Origin of the sequence: Bacillus cereus group sp. MYBK30-2, assembly GCF_051915945.1 — a bacterium.
GTDB classification, from domain to species: Bacteria; Bacillota; Bacilli; order Bacillales; family Bacillaceae_G; genus Bacillus_A; species Bacillus_A paramycoides.
On the sequence record NZ_JBQAFR010000001.1, the window covers coordinates 717,212 to 735,850 of the forward strand.

An 18,639-nucleotide genomic window follows, 5' to 3' on the forward strand; every position below is an offset into this window, starting at 1 on the left:
CCTTTATTATGTAATCTGTTTGTTACAGCACCTGTTCTGTTTGTAAAGATACTAAGCGGTACCAATCGGCAACAGTTGGACGTTCTGCTAAATCTGCAAAAGTGATTTCCTTCCCTTCGCGACGCCACTTCTCTACTAAACTCATAATTCTGACCGAATCAAGTCCTCTATTTAATAAATCTTCATCAACCTCAATACTCTCTACTGGCTCACGGAGTAATTGTGCAACTAGTTCATGCACTTCCTGTAAAGTGATTCCTTCACTCTCATCACCTTTTATACTTTGTAAATCTTTTAACAGTAAGTTTGTTGCAGTCGTTACTGCACATCTATCAGATGCATACTGCAATGCTTGTTTATGATGCTCAAGTGAAAAATCAGCTACCGCATCTGCTACAAAGAATGGCTGAATACCATCCATAAACGCTTCACAAGCTGTTAAAAGGCAGCCAATATGCGCATAAATACCGCAAATGATAAGTTGATCTCGTCCTTGTTCATTTAAAATTTCTAATAGATTTGTCTTTTTAAATGCACTATATCTCCATTTTGTTAGGAATATATCATTTTCATCAGGAGTAAGTTCATCAACAATTTTCTTTTTATCTGGTCCAGCAGGGATACCGTCACCCCAAAAATCTTGTAATAACCCCCGCTGCTCTAACGTTTGTCCACCAGGTTGTGCTGTATAAACAACTGGTATACCAAGTTCCTTACATCTTTCTCTTATCACCTTAATATTTAAAATCAGTTCTACTTTTGGCGATTCTTTATCACTATACGCATCAAGAAAATACTCTTGCATGTCATGGATTAAAAGAACGGCACGTTTCGGATCTGGTGTCCAATTCACTTTATTTTTTGGTAGTTCTGATTCAACTGGCATTTTGTATACTGAAATAGATGGGATAGCCATCTAATCACTTCCTTCCGATTTTTATTATTGTTTTACTGTTCTAAGTTTTTCAGCAATGACTTTACGTAATTCTTTTTTACTTACTTTTCCAACACCTGTTTGCGGGAATGATTCAATAAATTCAATTCGATCTGGAATCTTATAAGCTGCTATACCTCGTTCTCTTAAAAATATTTTTAATTCACTTACAGTTGGGGCTTGTCCACGAGCTATGACAAAAGCGCAAGTACGTTCACCTAAATAATCATCAGGCATAGATACAATTGCTACATCATGGACTGAATCATGTGCTAATAGATGATTTTCAACTTCTTCCGCAGCAACCTTCTCACCACCACGGTTAATTTGATCTTTATCTCTTCCTTCTACAATGATGTAACCTTGTTCATTGACTTTTACAAGATCACCTGTGCGATAAAAGCCATCCTTTGTAAATGATCGTGCATTATGCTCCTCCGCTTTATAATAACCACGAATTGTATATGGCCCTCGTGTTAATAAACTACCTACTTTCCCAGGTTTTACATCGTTATCATATTCATCAACAACTCGGACTTCATCGAATGTAGACATCGGTCTACCTTGTGTATGAATAATGACTTCTTCTGGATCATCTAATCTTGTGTAATTTACTAATCCTTCCGCCATACCAAATACTTGTTGTAACGTACATCCGAATGTAGGGCGTATACGCTTTGCAACTTCAGCGCTAAATTTCGCTCCACCTACTTGAAGTACTTGTAGACTCGATAAATCGTTAGTACGCGAATCTACTGCATCAAGCCAAATCATTGCTAATGGTGGAACGAGAGCTGTAATCGTAACTTTTTCTTTTTCTATAAGCGCAAACGCCTCATCTGGGCTACCTCCATTTGCCAACACTACTTTTCCACCAGCATAGAAAGTTCCAAATGTTCCTGGAGAACTCATCGGGTAATTGTGTGCTACTGGAAGAACTGCCATATAGACGCTTTCTGCATTCAAATTACAAATTTCAGCGCTAACACGTAAACTATAAATATAGTCATCATGTGTTCTAGGAATTAATTTAGAAAGTCCTGTTGTCCCTCCTGATAATTGGAGAAACGCAACATCACTTGGCTGAACTTCTGATAATGGAACCGGATCCATATAAAGATTACTTATGTTCACAAATTCTTCTTCTTCCCCTACTACGATTACATGTTGTAAAGTAGGAATTTTCTCTTTCACTTCTCTTGCTAGTTTTCGGTAATCAAAGCCAAGTGCCTTATCTGAAATGACATAAGCGCTCGCCTCACCAAACTCGCAAAAATAACTAATTTCACTATTGCGATGTGAAGGCAATGCAAAAACGGGAAGTGCTCCAATTCGAAATAGCGCGAAACATACTTCAAAAAACTCTATAATATTAGGTAACTGAAGAACAACTCGGTCCTCTTGCTTTATTCCTAAATTCAGTAAACCAGCAGCCAAACGATCTACCTTTTTATCAAGTTCACTATACGTTATATGTGAATTACCACTTACAATCGCAATTTGATCTCCATGTTTTTCAGCGCGTTCTCTTAACATCGCGCCAAACGTCTCTCCAAGCCAACATCCTTCTTCTCGATAACGACCTGCCAATTCTTTTGGCCATTCCGTATAACCTGCTAACATTCATTCTTCCCCCTAGTTGTCATTCAATGAACTATCACTTAACCCTAAAGCTTTCAGCATTGTTTGAAATTTAGCTGACGTTTCTGCTAACTCATCTTCTGGCTTTGATTCAGCAACAACTCCAGCGCCTGCATATAATCGAAGTGTATTTTCTTGCACTTCAGCACAGCGAATTGTAACAATCCATTCGCCGTCTCCATTTAGATCGCTCCATCCTAGCATTCCTGTAAAGAATTCACGATCAAATGGCTCAATTTTTTCGATAGCCTCTCTCGCTTTTTCCATTGGAGTTCCGCAAACTGCTGGCGTTGGATGAAGGGCAATTGCTAATTCTAAAGAAGACGTATTTGGATCCTTAAGTTCACCTTTCACTTCTGTAGATAAGTGCCACATCGCTTCACTATGAATGACAGATGGTTTTTCTGGAACGTGTAATGTATGACAATACGGACGAAGTGCAACGGCAACCGCTTCAACTACTACCGCATGTTCATGTAAATCTTTTAGAGAAGAAAGTAATTCTTCCGCTCTTCTTTTATCTTCCACTGGGTCTCCACTTCGAGGTCTTGAGCCAGCCAACGGATTAGAAATTACTTGCATACCATTACGTGAAACAAGCAATTCAGGACTTGCTCCAATTAACGTCTTACTGTTCCCGTTTTCATCTTTCGGCAAATTAACGGCAAATGTATATCCGTGCTTATTATGTTCTCCTAATTCACGAAGTAGTTTTTGTTTATCAATTTTCTCTGTAGATTTAACATCCAACGATCTAGATAGAACGATTTTCTTTAAATCTCCGTCTTGTATTTTTTCAATCCCTTGCTTCACACCATTCATATAAACTTCAGAATCTGGGACTGGTGTCATTTCAAATGCCAGTTTCTCATTTCGTTTTATCTCATTTGTTTTCTCTAACTGTAAACGCTCAGTAATTCTACTATGTTCTGGTACAATAAGTTGAACTTCTTTCCTACGATCAAATGGTAAAGCACCTACAACGATAGGATTTGGATTTCCAGCTTGTTTTGCATTACTTAATACCGCCTTTACAAGCTCTGGAAAGCTTTCGATTTCACTATGTTTTACTGTAGTAAACTCTCCTTCTGTCAATATCGTTCGATTTGGTGAAGCGAAAAAGAATGAAGATTCAGTCTTATAATCTTCTAAAAGTTTTTCTGACAGTTCCTTTACGGCTGTAAGTTCATTCATAATATATTAACCTCCTGAATTTTTTATTAAACTCCTAATGTAGCTCCGCCATCGACACATAAATTGTGCATTGTAATATGACTTGCTTTATTTGAAGCTAAAAACAATACTGCTTCAGAAATTTCTGAAGGTTGTGCAATTTTTTGTAATGGAATTCCGAGTCTATATGTATTTTGAGAACCAGCAATTATATTTTTAGCTCCATTCTCATCAGCCCATAGTAATCGTTGCATTTCAGTTTCAGTAGAACCAGGAGAAACTAAGTTACAGCGAATATTGTATGCTGCAAGTTCTAATCCTAAACATTTCATAAACATCGTCGTTGCAGCTTTTGATGCAGCATACGCAGCCATCTCCATTCTCGGAGTATTTGCCGCATTTGAACCAACTGTAACAATTACCCCCGACTTTCTTAACATCATATGTTTACTTACTGCTCGGGACATATAGAAAACTCCAGTAGTATTTACAGAGAATGTTTTATTCCAATCTTCGTCACTAAAAGAGTGAATCGCTCCCATACGTAAAACCCCTGCAACATTTACTAATATATCTATTGGTGCTATATCATTTTCAATACGGTTTACTCCCTCTTCAACAGCGGCACTATCACTCACATCTAAATAAAACGTCTTAATACGTGTTTCATTTGATGCATAATGATTTAAGTACTTATTAAGCCCTTCTGCATTTTGATCAACCGCAAAAACTGTAGCTCCTCTTTCTAAAAACATTTTTGCTACAGCCATACCTATACCTTGGGCTGCGCCAGTTACTAAAACGGTTTTCCCATCAAATTCCCCTAAGTTCATTTCCTCTATCCTTTCATATAAAAATTGATCTAATTAAGAAACAGAATCGATAACGATTTTCATTATCAATTATGTTGTAAAAAATAATACACTTACTAAACTAATTGGTCAAGTGTACTTTTCATCAAAATCAAATTCATTGATAATAATTTTCATTTACTGTTCTTACACTGAAATGATAATGTTTCTCAATAAACTTGTCAATCTTTTTTTATTTTTCAGATAAAGTGTTTTTACGTTTTTATATAAGATTACATTTATAAGCATTAAAATGTACTTTAATTAAAAATTCAATCCATAATTCCTTCTCATCTTTTTGGAAATTCAAAAAGAAAAACTGTATATCTCTTCATCTATAATACATTATCGAAATTTAAGTTTTCTTTTCTCAATATTTTTCTGAAAATATCTCATTTTACATCTTGTATTTCTCGATGAATGTCATGTGTATAATCTAAGATTTAGTAAGAGGTTCATACATTATGCATCACTTTATAATATTCCAATATAATCCAATTAAATATTTCACTCGCTTTTTGTATCAGGAAAATTCCGAGGATTATTAAGCCTGGTTAGGGAAAAACAATTTATAAAATAGTTCATAAAGAAAAAAGGAAAGTGGTTTGGCATCCACTTCCCTTTCGTAATTTTATTATGTATCGTAAAAAAGTACCCTATTAAATTTAAACATATATAACAACTAAACACTGAAATTAAGAGTCTATATCTTCAATTACCTAGTAATTATCGATACAGGCTCTTTTGTTTACAAATAATGAAGTTGTTTCATTTGTCAGTGTAAAAATAAAAGCTTTGCTACACTTACTTATATAACAAAGCTTGTCATTTATCTCTCTTCAATGGCATTTTCTTTTTTTATTACTAAATTTTTTATATTTCCAGCTAATAACACACTTCCCACCATTAAAATTACAGTCCCCCAATGTAAATAATAACAGGGAAACGATCAACAAATTTAATAAATAAACTGCTCCCTAAAATTACAATAGGAATACTAATTACTAATCCTAAAAGCACTAATAGAAAGTTACCATGTGAAGCACCTGCTACTGCTACTACATTATCAAGACTTATTAAAATATCTGCAATGATAATGGCTCGAATTGCTGTCCATAAACATTTTTGGGATTAACATTATTTTCTTTTGGATTTTCTGTTAATGCTACAAGTTTAAAAGCAATCCAAAGTACTAGTGTCCCTCCAATTAACAAAAGACCTGGAATTTTTAATAACCAAACAGCAAGTATACGAATAATAATCGCTCCAACTGTTCCGAAAAAAATTGCTTTTTTCTGTTGTTTTTTTGGTAAATTTCTTGCAATCAAACCAATTACAACAGCATTATCACCAGCAATTACTAAATCAATGATGACAATTGAAAATAAAGCTGAAAAAAAACGCCAATGTATTCACCTTAATTTGTACTTAAAGCAAATTGTGTACAGCGATTAATAATAATATAAACCCACTTAATGCTGTGCTAAATTGTCCTAATGTCCAAGATCCAATTTTTACATTTGCAACCTTTTTTCCTAATTTAACTCCTAACCAAACAGTTAAAAAACTGAATATGGCTGCTGATAATGAAATAGCGAATGGAGATAATTTTAATAACCCTGCACCTAATCCATTCGTTAAAGCATTCATAGATATAGCAATACCAAGAACAATAGCCTCAAAAAAATTAATATTTCCTGATTTATCGAGATCGGCTTTTTCAGGAGATTTTAAATATCCCGTGATAACATTCGAAACAGATTCCTCTTCATCAAGCACTTCTTGATGAACTTTCTTTTTTCTTGGAATTGTCATTAAAATAATTCGTAAACCAATTACAAACAAAAACAATGTACCAATAACATCAGATAATGTACCAGGAAAAACTTTTGAAATATATTGTCCAAATAAAATACCCATTTCACTAAAAACAAAAGCGATAATCGCAATTATAAAATTAGCTAAAAAACCTATACGAATATTACGAATACCATAAGATATCCCTACTCCAAAATTATCTATACTAGAGGATAATGAAAGTAACAAAATCGTAATTAAGGCTGTTATGGTCATAATTGTCATACTCCTTTTTATAAGAAATAGCAAGTAATTTTCTGGGTTATTGTATGATATATCAAAAAAAGTGTTCCTACTAAAGATAGGCACTCTTATGAGTGTCTTTTCTTTTTTAAAAGGACCTGCCCATATAGTTTTTAAAAACATAAAGTAATGTGAAACTGCAAAAAACATGTGTATCCCAATGTTTTCCCCTCCTGTTTAAAGGAGGAACCATTATGGGCTTTGGTGGTAGTTGTGGTTTTGCTGGAGGCTTCGCTTTACTCGTTGCCCTCTTTATGGGAGAATGTATATTCCACAGGAATCGAAGCACATGGCGTAAATCCTAATGCTATTAAAGCTATGAAAGAAGTAAATATCGACATAACAAAGCAAACATCAGATATTATTGATCCAAACATTTTAATGTAGGTTTGAAACAAAGTTTGATTAAAAACACCTCTCAAATCGGTATTGTACGATAAATAAAAAGAATCCATTTTGAAAAAAGATTGATTAAAATGGATTCTTATCTGGCATATTTAAGGTTAGTTTTTATAAAAAAGTTTGATCAAAATCCACCTAAATTTCCTTGCTTGAAGGGGTAAAGTCTCACATCTTTTTTTATAAACGGTACGACTCTATTTCAAATCCACATCATAAACGCTTAATTTATAATAAACAAGAAGAATCCACTAAAAGAAGTTTTATCAAAACGGATTTCTTTTTAATTACTTTTCTCTTTTTTTAAATCGATTTGTTTTAGTATTTCATCTTGTGCCTCGCCGCTCATTTCATAATGAAACATATGAGGCCAGTATTTCTTTGTTAAAGATACAACCTCATATCATTTATCCTTTATTGCTTTTTCTTTATGAGATATTGTCATTTAGCTACTAATTCCCTTAAATACACTTAAAGTCAAGGCCATCGAACCCTCGTTCTATGGAGTGCTATCCTCGCACTGAGGCTACGTCCTCCACTAAAAGTAATACACATAATATTCAGACAATATCGTAAGTTATCTATTATTGCTATGTATCTTTAATTTTAATTTAAAGATACAAAAAGATAGTAAGGATAATCAATCCTTACTATCTTTACTCTTGGTATTTATATATCTTTAAATTTAATAGGTTACTTTTTAGTTATAGTAGTGTAATAGAAGATTTAAATACTTATGCTACGCTGCGATATTCTTCTTTTTCTTTTTTCTCATTTGGTGCTTGAATTAAAATTGCGATAATAAATGACACGACACATAATACGCCAATCACCATGAAAGTTGGTTTGAATCCACCTAGAATTGCACCGATAAAGGAACCTGCAAGCGCTCCAAAGCCGAATCCTTGATACACAATTCCGTAGTTTTTACTATGATTTTTCATGCCGAAGAAATCACCAACAATAGCTGGGAAAATAGTGATATTTCCACCAAAGCAAAACGCTACACTTGCTACACAGACGAAGTAGATACCATAATTTAAATCTACGAAACTTAGGACCAAGACTGAAGTCGCCATAGCAACAAAAGTACCAGTAACGATTTTTAAACGGCCGATTTTATCTGATAACGGTCCCAGAATAATACGACCTAATGTATTGAAGATTGCAACCATAGCCACCGCATTAGCTGCTGTTGCTGCGCTAAGCCCTACAAGTTGAACACCGATGTCTTTTACCATACCGATTAAGTATAAGCCACTCATACATGATGTAAATAGCATAATAAATAACAAATATACTTCTTTTGTGCCTAGCATTTCTTTCGTTGTATATTCCTGCGTTTTTGTTTCATGAACTGCCCGTTGATCAGCAGCTTGATGGATTAAACAAGCGCCAATCACAATCATAGCTGTAACAATTAAGCCCCAGTATATAAACGCTTGTGATACACCAACTGATTCAATCAACTGTGCGTTAATGTATTTAAAGATTAGGCTACCCGACCCATATGCAGAGACAGAAATACCAGCGATTAAACCTTTACGCTCTGGAAACCACTTTATTAAATTCGATAGTGAAGTGATATATGCTGTACCATCTGCATAACCTACGACAACTCCTGCTAGTACATAAAGCAATATTAATGAGGAAGCTTGTGAACTAAGTATTAATCCTAGTCCTAATGCTAGTCCAGCTATCATAATGAGTTTACGAAGTCCCCATTTTTCTTGCAATTTACTCGCAAACAAAGTTGAAAATGCTAAAGAAAGGCTAGTAATTGAGAAGGTTATAGCAACAGCGTTAAGACTCCAACCGTATTTACTCACTAAAGGCTGATTGAATAAACTCCATGTATATATCGTTCCAAGCCCCATTTGTACTATGACTGTGCCGAGGACAACAAGCCATGGATTAACAGATGATTTTTTCATACCATCCCTCCTCCTTTTTTTATTTCAATGCTATTCGCTAAATATGCTTTTTTTGTGTTCATTTTCGCCACCTCTTTCGATTTAACAACTTTATTGTATAGGATGTTCTTGTGTATGTAAGCACTTACAAGATAGGGCGTCAAATATATGGAATCAGTTACAGAAAACGAAGGATGAAATACAAAAAACTGCTTGTTAAATGCGTAACAACTTTTTGTATTGTTTTGCATAAGGGCGACTTACAGGTACTTTTAAAACGCCTTTCATAAAAAGTTATGTGTAGAGTTACCCCATGGTTGGACTTCAGAATTTTGATTACTATGTACAAACAAAAAAACACCCTAATCAATATATAACTTACTCTCGAAGTTACAGGGGATTTAAACGAACACAAAAAACCATTACATTAAAAATGTAATGGTCACAATCCTATAATGTTCTCTTTAGTCTCGAACTAAATTTTCATCTTTAATCAGTTCATCAAAAATATTACTTTCAAAAATCCGCCTATATAGACATCTGTTTAAAAAACCGTCTAAAACATCAGAGCAGAAATTAAATCAGTCTCAGCCTTTGTAAATGAACGTACTATTTGAAATATTGTTTTATAATCTTTCTCAATATCCACTATAGGATTTTCCGAATTTTGGATAGCTAATTCTGAAAAATTTTTCTCTGCATATAATAAACTTAAATTACATTTAACTTTTATTATTAGTTGTTCTTCTCTAAAGGTTGTAAATGTATTCATCGCCGATACTAAATATTCTTCTGCAAGTTCATATTGTCCTAATGCTATACAACGCATTCCTAAAGTATTTTTACACGCTGCAGTTTTAACTTCATACCCTAAACTCTTACAAAAAAATCTTACGCTTTCAAAGCATTAGAAATCGCTAAAATCGGTTGAGATAAACAATAATGAAATAACGCCACTCGATAATTAAATTCAGATTTCTCCGCTTCATCTGATATTGAAGCCAGCAAACTCTCAGCAATTTTATAATATTGTTTTGCGTTACTATAATTCTCTATCTCCATAGCATAAATAAATTCAAAATAATGATAATAATACTGCAAAAATGAATCAGTTTGTTCTGGAATCAAATTGAAATTAGTTTCCTTACTATCAAATTCTCCAATCAACATTTTGAATCAAAAACTAAGTAAAAAATAATAAATTAAGATTTTTTGATCTTCTTCTATATTATTAATTTTACTGTCTATTTCTTTTTTTAACTCTGCAGCTCTACTTACATGTTGCAGCCGTATTTCTTGAAACCAGTCATTTAATAGTCTTATAATCTGGCTTTTCATTACAATGCTTGTACTCAAATACCCCTCTCTTTGTTCTACATATTAATACAATTATTAACAGAGAATAAAGTGTATTTCCACTTTCACTTTCTTTATTTTTCTAGCAAAATATTTGGAATTGCCGCGGCGGATTTTTACAATTTTCTACACATAAATAGAAAATTTACAATTTATTATCATACTGTTACTCTATTATTTTTTATTAAATAACAAATTTTTTATTGATAAACAAAACTAAATATTCACTAATATAACTATACGTGGTTTAATATATATAATAAACAAATATTTCTGTCTTTTATGAGGAGGTACTATGAAAGCAAACGTAGGGGATACTATACTTTTTCAACGAAATAACTTAAAAATTACTGGATCTGTATTAAAACTGTACACTGAATCGGTCTTAGTTGAAATTACAGATGTAAATGGTGGTACTTTTGAATTTGATCGAACTATTGTGAATCATAAAAACTATAAAATCTTAAATACAAACAAATAATGAAATACAAAATAGTCCCTCTGTTATAAAGCAGAGGGACTATTTTGTACAGAAAAAATTCCATTAGTTTATGTATCCTAATACACTAACAATCTTACTTGCTTTTAAATTATTAATGTAATAATAAATTTCTAATCCTCTTCTCTCTGCTTTTAGCACTTTACCTTTCATTTTTGATAAATGCTGCGAAACAGTCGATTGCGGAATATTTAATATCTCTGTTAATTGCGATACATTACAAGTTTTACGGGCACTTAATTCATTTACAATTTGTAAACGTATTGGATGCGCCATAATTTTCAAAATATCTACATCTTCTTCAGTAACTAAAGTTTTTTTTATCTCGCTCGTATATGTTGTCATAAGATATTCCCCTTTTATATTAATTCCTTTTTATTAAGATCCATCTCTAAAGAAAGATACACTCCTGATTACGCAACCAAAACCCTTATATAGGAATAATAGGATTTTAATTCTTTAAAAATAGAAATGCTATATTCATTTTATTTATTTGGTACATATACATATTACAATTTCAATTTGTGGTGTATGTGAAGTTGGCATAAATTTATGGTGAAGATTGTTCAAATAACTTAGAATCCAATCTAGTTTAAAAGAACATTTTACATTTCTCTATAATTAATTTATAACAATATTAACATTTAAAGAAAGAAGGATGGAAAATACCAAATTTAGTATGCTTTAAAATTGTAAATGGCCAATATTTCTTATTTGTCGAAGGTATTCAAATTCCTGTACCCATCCCTGCTGCTGTTGCAGGTCTTTTAATTGGTTTAGGATTAGTTCCACTTTGTTCTTAATATAAAAAAAGACGACAATTTTCAAATGTCGTCTTTTTTGTATAAACTTTAAAGTGAATTATCATATTACCTTATGCACCAAAGCCCCTATCATTATCTCAATTCAAATCCAGTAAAAGCTTACACTGTTTTCCATAATGATAAAGCATAAATCCAGTTTGGATCCCCATTTCCCTGATAATTCTGAACCGCTTCATACATTTTGCCTTCGTGTACAACTCTATCTCCCTTTTTATATGCCTTCTTTGCATCCCAAGTTTCATATGAAACGCTTTCATCTTTCGTAGTAACTGTGAATATATCACTCTGAGCTGATTCGTTTCCAGCTACATCAACAGCTTTAACCGCATATTTATATGTAGTATTAGCAAGCAAATTTTTGTCCACATGAGAAGTAGAATTAGATGTTCCAACTTTCTTCATTACACCAGAAATTTCTCTGTAAATATTATAATGGTCTACACCGACATTATCGTCAGATGGACTCCACATTAGATCAACACTTGATGTGGTCGTTCCCATGCTGTGTAACCCTTTTGGCTGTGTAGGTGCTTCTGTATCAGGAGTCACTACTGCTGTTTTCACTTTAACTGCTGTGCTTTCTTTTGATACATTTCCAGCTGCGTCAATCGCTTTTACAGTATAAGAGTACTCAGTACTTGGTTGTAATTGTTTATCAATAAAATGAGTGCCTGGTACTGTATCAATAATCTCTCCATTACGTAGAACTTGATAACCTTTTACCCCTACATTATCCGTAGAAGCGCTCCATGTTAGTTCTACACTATTTACTGTAACTTTTGTTGCCTGAAGCCCATTTGGATTACTTGGTGCTTCTGTGTCTGGTTTTAAATTATTAACTAGATTTACATCGATTACATTATAGAATGCATTTGCTGTATCAGCTACATCCCATACCGCTAAAATCACATGGTATCCACTGCGATCAGTAGGCACGTTGATTTTGTGAGTTAAATTGTTTGAAGCTGCAGAACCATCATGTTGCACAGTTCCAATTAGCTCAAAGTCAGCTCTTGTTAGCGGTTTATTTGGATTCCAATTATTTTTCGTAATGTAGTATTGCCATTGGCTAGTTAAGTGGGGAGCTGTATATTTCCATGTAAACGCATTCTCTCCACCAGTTATCGTATTTTTAAACCAACGATTTGCTGTTTGTTGATCCAAAATACCATCAAATTTACCACCTGCCGAAGCAATTTGCCCATCAACTGGACCACCTTGTGGAAATCCTTTTGGAGCTTCTAAACTTTGTGGTTCATACATAACACTTCCGCAGTTCACGTTTAGTGCACCGTAAGTTTGGCTACATAAAGCAGAACGACTTCCAGGTTTTTCAACGAAACCGTGCGCATATGCATTTTGAGGAATAAGAGTCGTACCGATGACTCCAGCCGTCAATGCAACGGCTCCTAGACTTTTCTTATTCATTTTCATGTTTTGTAGGTGTTTTAAAATTCGATTTTTCATGTTCATGTCCCCTTCTTGTTATACTTCGTAGTGTGATGAGGGCTTTGATGCAAAAGAATAACAATAAACACACTTAATAATGAACGAATGTTTCAATCATTATTATTAAATATTTCACTTTATGAATATATCATGACATATAAACTACTAAAACTTATGCAGAAGCTGTGCAGAAACGTTGAACTTAATACTAACACTGGCCAAACATTAAATTCACCTAGATGCTTATACATACAACTTCTTCATTTTTAACACATGTTAGGCGTTTGTATATACTATTTACAAAACAGATTTTGTTAAGGAGGAATTCATATGCCTACAATGTTACAAGAAGAAGTTGAAGAAGCACGAGAAACATATGTCAGTCGTATCATATTAGTTGGTGGATCAGCATTATTTTTAGCGGGTGGTGTTATATCAGCAATTTCTGCTTTTAAAACTTATAATCGATTATCACATACGCCGCCTTCTTCAGATAACTCATAGTTGTATCATTTGTTCTTTACAAGCATTTAAACGCCGTTTCCAATAAAGAAACGGCGTTTTATTTTCAATGAAAATCATTAATCTATACAACTTTATTTAAATTCAACCGTAAATGCTTAATCATAATACACAGCATTTGGATTCACGGTATATAGTTTTTTATCTCCGAATGTCGTTCTAAAGACCTCTACAGATTCTTCTTCTTTATCATCTAATACAAGATAATCAAATGGACCGCCTTTTTCTGACGCAGTTCCTTGTAAATATATTCTAGGAGGCGTTACAACGACTTTTTCCAATTTTGCATTTGCACGTATAGTGCTTAAATCTTTATTGACATTAATTTCTTTCTCACTTTTTTTGCTGGTATACTTTGAACAGGTAAATCAAAATTCGATTTACCTTGAGGCTTTCCTTCTCTTCCACCCAATCTATCAACATTAAGAGACAGAGTAAAATTATTTGCTATATTAGACACTTGAATTCGATTTCCATCTCCCTCTCCTTCCAAACTTCTGTAAAAGATACCATAAAAAGGTTCGGATTTTTATTAAAAAAATTTAAAATACCAAATTGTTTTTTAAACTAGAAAGAGTCGATGATTCACATTAGAATTTTATATAAATAAGCCAGTGTTACTTCGAAGTGCAATCGTACTTCAAAATAACACCGGCTTGATGCTAGTTCTTTCTATAAAAATAAGGGTATCGATAGAGCTCCTACTCTATTTTCCAAACTTACTTCACCACAAACCTAGTCTGACTACATCCATCCTTTTGCTTCGTTACTTCTAATACAGCTGGCATTGCGTTTTTCAGCTCTTGAACATGTGAAATAACACCGATAAATCGGCCTGATTTTTGTAAGTCAATTAAGGCGTCAACTGCTTTTGTTAATGACTCCTCATCTAATGAACCGAATCCTTCATCGATAAACATCGTTTCAATGGAAATACCGCCTTCATACGCTTGGATTACATCTGCCATTCCAAGCGCTAAGCAAAGTGATGCGTTAAATTTCTCACCACCAGATAATGTTTTTACATCACGTGTTTGGCCAGTGTATGCATCGTATACATCTAAGCCTAATCCACTTTGACGATTTCTCTTTTCAACTCGTTCACTTCGTTTTAAATAGAATTGTCCATTTGATAATTTACGTAGTCGTTCGTTTGCAATTTGAACAATTTGTTCTAAATACTCAATTAAGATGTAACGTTCAAAGGATATACGACTATCGTTATCCCCTTTCATTACTTCATATAAATCAACAAGTTCTTGGAACGCTTTTTCTTCGTCATAAATTTGTTCATCAATTCGTCTAATGTTTTCATGTAAATCAGAAATATATGCTACTGCATTTTGAGCGCGTTGACGTTTTTCTTTTATAATATCTAGGTTAATTTCCAATTCATTTATTTGTTCACCTAAGAAAGTAATATCCATATACTCTTTATCTTTTAATTCAATACTTAATTCTTCAATTTGTTTTACAAGCACTTCAAGAGACGAATAATAACTTTGAATTTCTTGTTGTAATATTTCCATCTCAGCGTCTTTTAATTTTGCTTCTGTATACGTTTGTTGATCTGTAAATCCGCTTTGTTCTAGCTCTTTCATAAAGCGTGTGAAAGTCTCTTCCTTCTTCTCTTTTGCACTATCAAATTGCTTAGAGGCACTATCATGTTCTGCTTGTATACGTATATTTTCATTTTGCCAATGTTGATATGCTTCTTGAACTTTCGCCCACTCTTCTTCCATAGAACGAAGCTCTTGCGTAGCATGATCAAACTGTACTTTCCAAGCTTCTACTGTTTGTAAGTTTTCAGGAATACTTTTCTTATCATGTTCATAAGACGTATGAAGTTGTAAACATTCCATTTCTGTGCGGTGCATCATTGTTTCTGCTTCACGTTTTTGAACTTGCAATTTGTCGATTTTTTCTTCTACACTTTTTATATTCGCTGCTAATTGCTTCCGCGCTTCTTCACTTGCTTTTAACGTATTTACTTCCGCTGCCAATTGCTTTCCTTTTTGAACGAGTGCACTGTATGTTTCAACTAATTTTTCTGATTGGTATCCACGCTTCAGTACCTCTTCTATCACTTGTTCATATTGTGATCGATAGAAATTCCATTTCTCTTCTAATTGAACATGCAATTTCTCTGCGACATTTTTCTTTTCTCTTAAAACGTCTAATTCTTTTTCATCGATTGTATCACCTTGCTCTGTAGCTTTTTTCGGGTGATTTGTACTACCACATACCGGACAAGACTCACCATCATGTAAGTGATGAGCTAATATACCAGCTTGTTCATTTAGCCAGCGGCGTTCCATAACTTCATATGAACTAACTGCCATTTGCCTGCTATTATAAGCAGTTTCTTTTTCTTGTCCATATTTTTGTTTTTCTTGCCAAACATCGTATGCTTGCTTTAATACTTTTGCATCTTCTCGCATATTCGTTAGTTCTTCTACTTTAGCTACATATTGCTCTAGCGCTGCTTCTAATTGCTGTAATTCGCCAGACATTATTTGTTTTTTGCTCGTATGCTCTTCTAGTTGTTGATCTAGCTTCTGCATACCTTCTTTTAATTTTCCTATTTGGATTTCAGCATTTTGTAAATTCAACTTTTTCTCAGATAATGATGCAATAATTGATTGTAACTCTTCTAATCTTTGAACTTGCTTTTTCGCATCTTCTCGCTCAGATTCCTTATACTTTAATGCCTCATATTTCTCCTGGGCGAGTTTGAAGTTTTTCATAATTTGTTCTTTATTTGCTAGTATTTGTTTCAATATGCTTTCAGATTTTTGCTCATTTTGCATCGCTTCCTCATACCATTGCTCAAATGGTAATAATCGCTTCGCCTGCTCCGCACGTTTAAAAGACTTTTCTTTCATTTCGATTACTGTACGGTTTTCTTGTAAATTGTTATATTTCTCATTCTTTTGTTCTAAATCGTTAAATTTCTCATTAACAGATTTTGCTGCATGAAAACGTGTCTCTGCTTCTTTTAATTGCTTCGTTTGAGTATTTTGTTCTACTTGTAATTGCTCAACTTCCGCTTTATACACAGTAGTTTCTTGCTCTAATGCCTCTATTACTTGATGTGTATTAACATGCTCTTGCTCTGCTAACGACTCTAATAATGCTCCATCACGTATTGGTAATTTAAAGACATTACGGAAATATAGCTCTCGTTCTTTTTGTTTTTCTTGTAAGACGTCTTTCCATTTTTTGCGTTTTTGATCAAGTAAGTCACGCATTAACTTATAACGATCTGTTTTAAAAATGCGACGTAAAATCTCTTCTTTGTTTTCTGTTTCAGATGTTAATAGTTTTCGGAACTCTCCTTGCGGTAACATTACTATTTGGCTAAATTGATGTTTACTTAATCCAATTAAATCTTCAACTTTTTTATTTACATCCGTTACATGGAAACGATCGACGCAAGGAACCTTTTCTTCATTAATTACTTCATATAATTCGACTGCATGTCCTGTAATTGTTTTATTTCCTTGTTTTTTATGACCCAGTTGTCGTTTTATTTCATATCTTTTCCCTTTTAATTGAAAGGTTAATTCCACACTTGTATAAACATTGTCATCAGCGAATTGACTACGAAGCATGCTTGTATCACTACGCTCTTCTCCACTAGCTTCTCCATATAACACATAACAAATCGCATCAAAAATCGTTGTTTTTCCGGCTCCAGTATTACCTGAAATAGCGAAAATACGATGCTCTCCAAGGTCGTTAAAATCAATTACTTCTTTCTGTTTATATGGACCAAATGCCGTCATAATAAGCTGAATCGGTCTCATCCTCGCTCACCTTCCCGTTCTTGCACTGTTTGCAACACATCTAAAAATAGACGTTCTTTCTCTTCTGATAACTCTAGCCCTTTCATTTCTTTATAAAAAGCTTTTAAAAGAGATAAATCATCCGTTTTATGTCTTGAAACAGTTACTTCATTTTCATCTGTAAACTCTCGTCTTTGAATAGATCTTTCAACATGCATTGCATTTGGGTATACAGAACGTATTTTTTCCATCGGCTGCAAGACAGGATTTTCATCTAATAATTTCACAAATACATAATCTTCATTTACTGGATGATGCAATAAATCGTCTATTTTTGCTTCTACTGTACGCATTTTACGACGCGGTGTAAGTAAACGTTTTTCAATTGTTGCTTCACCTTTTTCATCCAGTTCCACAATATAATATCCTTTTTTATGTTTTTCTTCAGAAATAGAATATGCAAGTGGCGAACCTGAATAACGAATTGTCTCATTACGTACAAAATGCGCTTGATGTAAATGGCCAAGCGCCGTGTAATGAAACTTATCAAAATAATGGCTATTTACATATTCAGCACCACCAATTGAAAGTGGGCGTTCCGCATCACTCGTATTTTCCTCTGCCTCTCCTGAAGAAGTTACAAATGCATGACCTACAAATATGTGTCTCGCTTCTTTATCCATCGTTTCTGAAAGTTCGTTCATAAAAATACGCATCGCATCATCATGAGAACGAACATCTTCATTTTTCAATACATGTCTAACAATACTTGGATCTGCATACGGAATGAGATGGAAATGAACCTCGCCGTATTTATCATTTAAAACAACTGGATTATATGGAAATTGAAATTGTCCAACAATATGTAATCCTTGTTTTTTCATTAAATTACTACCAAAATGTATGCGGTCCGGACTATCATGGTTACCTGCCACTGCGATTACTGGTGTTTGTAAATCAATAACTATCTTCTGTAATACATCATTTAATAAGTCTACTGCTTCTGTAGGTGGAATTGCTCGGTCATATAAATCTCCTGCAATAATTACAGCATCCGGTTTTTCTTCTTCAACAGCTTGTACAAACTGATCTAAAACAATTTTTTGATCTTCAGTCATATACACACCATGAACAAGCTTTCCTAAATGCCAATCCGCTGTATGAAAAAACTTCATATTTCCCTTCTCCTT

16 protein-coding genes and 4 pseudogenes are annotated in these 18,639 nt (G+C 33.7%); 4 read left to right on the forward strand and 16 right to left on the reverse strand.

Annotated features, from left to right (window positions below; genetic code table 11):
- Positions 1–22: 22 nt before the first annotated feature.
- From ACTFQM_RS03740 to ytaF, 6 genes and pseudogenes are all read right to left on the reverse strand, one after another.
- Positions 23–916: an isochorismatase family protein gene (locus tag ACTFQM_RS03740; RefSeq protein ID WP_327917201.1), complete on the reverse strand. Its 894-nt coding sequence runs from the start codon at positions 914–916 to the stop codon at positions 23–25.
- Positions 917–940: 24 nt separating this feature from the next.
- A complete protein-coding gene (locus tag ACTFQM_RS03745; RefSeq protein WP_440033495.1) occupies positions 941–2,557 on the reverse strand; it encodes a (2,3-dihydroxybenzoyl)adenylate synthase in 1,617 nt (538 codons plus the stop codon).
- Positions 2,558–2,569: 12 nt separating this feature from the next.
- Positions 2,570–3,769, reverse strand: coding sequence for an isochorismate synthase DhbC (dhbC, locus tag ACTFQM_RS03750; RefSeq protein ID WP_440033496.1), 1,200 nt, complete (start codon positions 3,767–3,769; stop codon positions 2,570–2,572).
- A 26-nt stretch (positions 3,770–3,795) separates the two neighbouring features.
- Entirely contained in the window at positions 3,796–4,581 is a 786-nt protein-coding gene (locus ACTFQM_RS03755) for a 2,3-dihydro-2,3-dihydroxybenzoate dehydrogenase (protein ID WP_440033497.1), read from the reverse strand.
- Between the two features lie 939 nt (positions 4,582–5,520).
- A pseudogene (locus ACTFQM_RS03760) lies at positions 5,521–6,011 on the reverse strand (YjbE family putative metal transport protein); the annotation flags it as partial.
- A gap of 16 nt (positions 6,012–6,027) precedes the next feature.
- On the reverse strand, positions 6,028–6,672 hold the full coding sequence (ytaF, locus tag ACTFQM_RS03765) for a sporulation membrane protein YtaF (protein ID WP_002171883.1): 645 nt from the start codon (positions 6,670–6,672) through the stop codon (positions 6,028–6,030).
- Positions 6,673–6,893: 221 nt separating this feature from the next.
- Between ytaF and ACTFQM_RS03770 the strand changes: the two are divergent.
- Positions 6,894–6,956: pseudogene (locus ACTFQM_RS03770) on the forward strand (YjcZ family sporulation protein); the annotation flags it as partial.
- A 7-nt stretch (positions 6,957–6,963) separates the two neighbouring features.
- Positions 6,964–7,080, forward strand: a pseudogene (locus ACTFQM_RS03775) (arsenate reductase); the annotation flags it as partial.
- A gap of 752 nt (positions 7,081–7,832) precedes the next feature.
- Here the strand turns inward: ACTFQM_RS03775 and ACTFQM_RS03780 are convergent.
- The 5 genes and pseudogenes from ACTFQM_RS03780 to ACTFQM_RS03800 all read right to left on the reverse strand — a co-directional run bounded on the left by ACTFQM_RS03780 (position 7,833) and on the right by ACTFQM_RS03800 (position 10,349).
- Positions 7,833–9,032: an L-lactate MFS transporter gene (locus ACTFQM_RS03780; RefSeq protein ID WP_440033498.1), complete on the reverse strand. Its 1,200-nt coding sequence runs from the start codon at positions 9,030–9,032 to the stop codon at positions 7,833–7,835.
- A gap of 195 nt (positions 9,033–9,227) precedes the next feature.
- Positions 9,228–9,370: pseudogene (locus ACTFQM_RS03785) on the reverse strand (DNA-binding response regulator); the annotation flags it as partial.
- Between the two features lie 197 nt (positions 9,371–9,567).
- A complete protein-coding gene (locus tag ACTFQM_RS03790) occupies positions 9,568–9,840 on the reverse strand; it encodes a hypothetical protein (RefSeq protein WP_440033499.1) in 273 nt (90 codons plus the stop codon).
- Between the two features lie 62 nt (positions 9,841–9,902).
- Positions 9,903–10,139 carry a hypothetical protein gene (locus ACTFQM_RS03795; RefSeq protein ID WP_440033500.1) on the reverse strand — a complete coding sequence of 79 codons (237 nt, stop codon included), beginning with the start codon at positions 10,137–10,139 and terminating at the stop codon, positions 9,903–9,905.
- A gap of 48 nt (positions 10,140–10,187) precedes the next feature.
- A complete protein-coding gene (locus ACTFQM_RS03800) occupies positions 10,188–10,349 on the reverse strand; it encodes a hypothetical protein (RefSeq protein ID WP_440034380.1) in 162 nt (53 codons plus the stop codon).
- Positions 10,350–10,662: 313 nt separating this feature from the next.
- Here ACTFQM_RS03800 and ACTFQM_RS03805 point away from each other — a divergent pair, with 313 nt between their 5' ends.
- On the forward strand, positions 10,663–10,848 hold the full coding sequence (locus ACTFQM_RS03805; protein WP_002148107.1) for a YkvS family protein: 186 nt from the start codon (positions 10,663–10,665) through the stop codon (positions 10,846–10,848).
- Between the two features lie 63 nt (positions 10,849–10,911).
- Here the strand turns inward: ACTFQM_RS03805 and ACTFQM_RS03810 are convergent, their stop codons facing one another.
- Positions 10,912–11,211, reverse strand: a complete 300-nt coding sequence (locus ACTFQM_RS03810) for an ArsR/SmtB family transcription factor (RefSeq protein WP_002171877.1) — start codon at positions 11,209–11,211, stop codon at positions 10,912–10,914.
- 578 nt (positions 11,212–11,789) lie between these two features.
- Positions 11,790–13,157 (reverse strand): lytic polysaccharide monooxygenase, encoded by a 1,368-nt coding sequence (locus ACTFQM_RS03815; RefSeq protein ID WP_440033501.1) that lies wholly within the window; start codon positions 13,155–13,157, stop codon positions 11,790–11,792.
- Positions 13,158–13,469: 312 nt separating this feature from the next.
- Here ACTFQM_RS03815 and ACTFQM_RS03820 point away from each other — a divergent pair, with 312 nt between their 5' ends.
- Positions 13,470–13,643 carry a hypothetical protein gene (locus ACTFQM_RS03820; protein ID WP_002171875.1) on the forward strand — a complete coding sequence of 58 codons (174 nt, stop codon included), beginning with the start codon at positions 13,470–13,472 and terminating at the stop codon, positions 13,641–13,643.
- Positions 13,644–13,759: 116 nt separating this feature from the next.
- Here the strand turns inward: ACTFQM_RS03820 and ACTFQM_RS03825 are convergent, their stop codons facing one another.
- The 3 genes from ACTFQM_RS03825 to ACTFQM_RS03835 all read right to left on the reverse strand — a co-directional run bounded on the left by ACTFQM_RS03825 (position 13,760) and on the right by ACTFQM_RS03835 (position 18,624).
- Positions 13,760–13,942: a hypothetical protein gene (locus tag ACTFQM_RS03825; protein WP_440033502.1), complete on the reverse strand. Its 183-nt coding sequence runs from the start codon at positions 13,940–13,942 to the stop codon at positions 13,760–13,762.
- Between the two features lie 438 nt (positions 13,943–14,380).
- The gene (locus ACTFQM_RS03830) at positions 14,381–17,470 is read right to left on the reverse strand and encodes an AAA family ATPase (protein ID WP_440033503.1); all 3,090 of its coding nucleotides are present in this window, start codon (positions 17,468–17,470) and stop codon (positions 14,381–14,383) included.
- Positions 17,467–18,624, reverse strand: a complete 1,158-nt coding sequence (locus tag ACTFQM_RS03835) for an exonuclease SbcCD subunit D (RefSeq protein ID WP_440033504.1) — start codon at positions 18,622–18,624, stop codon at positions 17,467–17,469. The genes ACTFQM_RS03830 and ACTFQM_RS03835 overlap by 4 nt, the downstream gene beginning before the upstream one ends.
- Positions 18,625–18,639 lie beyond the last annotated feature (15 nt).